The sequence below is a fragment of the Roseofilum sp. genome, from assembly GCF_982964205.1.
The window spans coordinates 1-1980 of sequence record NZ_CEZBFX010000226.1 but is presented as its reverse complement, the minus strand read 5'-3'; the positions used below and the strand labels follow the sequence as shown (position 1 = coordinate 1980).

The window sequence follows — 1980 nt, the reverse complement described above, 5'->3', positions numbered from 1 at the left end:
CCTCGTATAGGAGGGAACTCTTAGGAAAGAGTCGCTGTTTATCCCGAATTCAGGTTACAGCGCTTTGCGCTGTAACGGAGTACAGTATCATTGAGATAAGTCATTGCGAATGGAACGAAGTGGAATGAAGCAATCGCAAAATCCCCAAATCTTGGCGATTGCTTCCCTGCGGTCGCAATGACAACTCGAATCTATGATCAACAATGTACCTCATAGCAGCGCGAAGCGCTGTAACTAAAATACCGAGGATTTTTTCTGTTTGGTTAATGTAGTATTCAACACGATCAAAATAAGCGATATTCCCTATAGAAGAAGCCCTATAGGATAAATTAAAACCCGCCTCTAGTCCTTGTTGAGAACGATCGCGGCGGGTTCAGAGATACTCAGATATAACGTCTAGGGTGCACAGTTCAATTAGCCCAAAGCATAGGCTGATTGTAGTCCCCACCAAATTAAAAGGGCAATCCCACCTAACACAACAATAGACGAGAGGGCGATCGCCGCAGGGCTATCAGCTCCTTTGAATTTCATGATCCCACGATTTAAGTCAGACATGACGATTAGCCTCCATCAGAACAAGGGTAAACGGTTTAACAAACTGACCCAGCCCTAGGGTAACGGTTCCTAGCTTGAGTGTCCATCACCCAATAGGGCGATCGAGTAGGATAGAAAAAGTCAAATCAGGCAGAGACTCCGAATTCATGGGCCAGATTAAAATTCTATTATTGATTGGCGCGATCGCTCTAGGCCTTTTTACTTTCTTAGAAGTTGCCCTACGCGCTCTCTTCGGTTTGGGGAAACCCTTAATTTACAAAGTCGATCCAGAGATTGGCTATTTACTCGCTCCTTCCCAAACTACGCGCCGATTTGGAAATCGGATTACTATTAATCAATATTCGATGCGCAGTCCTGAGATTAGCGAGCAACCAGAACCGGGTACTCAACGGATCTTACTGCTGGGAGATTCCATCGCCAATGGTGGATGGTGGACAGATCAGGAGCAAATCCTCTCGACGTCGATCGGTAATAAACTCAAGGAAGAGAGCGGTAAACCTGTGGAAGTGCTGAATATTTCTGCCAATTCCTGGTGTCCGCGTAATGAGATTGCCTATTTACGGCAGTATGGAACATTTGGGGCAGAAGCGATTATTCTGTTAATTAATACTGACGATCTATTTGGCACTGCACCGACTTCCATCCCCGTAGGGCGCGATCGCTTTTATCCGAGTCATTATCCTCCCCTCGGTATCGTTGAAGCCTTTACCCGCTTCGTTTTGCCCTATGAGTCTCCCCCAGAAATGGCAGCAGTTCGAGCCGAAAAAGGCGATCGGGTGGGCTTTAATTTACAAGCTATTCGCGAAATTCACACCTGTGCCCAAGAAAATCAGGCCCGAGTCCTCTTAGCCATGACTCCCCTCAAGCGCGAACTCGGAGAACCCGGTCCTAGAGACTATGAATGGAAAGCCAGAAACCGCCTTTCAGCCCTCACCGAAGAGCGACAAATCCCCTATATTGACTTTTTACCCATTTTTAACGCCCAAGAGAACCTAGACAGCCTTTATCGAGACCACATCCACCTGAGTCCCCTCGGTAACCAACTTGTCACCAACAGCCTCTGCACCACAGGGTTCGGGGGATAGGGAGTTTTAATCATAGGATGAAAAGTTGACTTTTTCTTAACATATTGCGGGGGCAAGCCGTATGACAATCACTTGGCAAGAATTTATCAAAGAAATCTCTGGCGAGCGCGGGTTAGCCCCCGATCCAGAAAAGACTTTACTGGCACGACTTCCAAGTGAAGATCAATGTTTAGCCGAAGAGATAGTTGCTGATGAGCTAAACATTACTCTGAAAACAGTTAAAAAGAGAATGAGTAAAGTTCATAAGAAATTCAAAGATATCTTGGACGATTATGATGATTTCCTCTCTTCAAGTTTAAAGAAAACTATAGTATTGCATGATTTTCTGAAAAAAGAATAT

The 1980-nt window shown here is 45.4% G+C and carries 3 protein-coding genes; 2 read left to right on the top strand and 1 reads right to left on the bottom strand.

The annotated features are described in order from the left end of the window. Positions 1-414: 414 nt before the first annotated feature. Positions 415-555, bottom strand: a complete 141-nt coding sequence (locus tag AC3A14_RS24630; RefSeq protein WP_271943175.1) for a hypothetical protein — start codon at positions 553-555, stop codon at positions 415-417. Between the two features lie 146 nt (positions 556-701). Between AC3A14_RS24630 and AC3A14_RS24625 the strand changes: the two genes are divergently transcribed. Further along, entirely contained in the window at positions 702-1640 is a 939-nt protein-coding gene (locus AC3A14_RS24625; RefSeq protein ID WP_318736113.1) for an SGNH/GDSL hydrolase family protein, read from the top strand. Between the two features lie 61 nt (positions 1641-1701). Beyond that, the coding region (locus AC3A14_RS24620; RefSeq protein WP_487779244.1) for a hypothetical protein at positions 1702-1980 on the top strand (279 nt) is incomplete at its 3' end.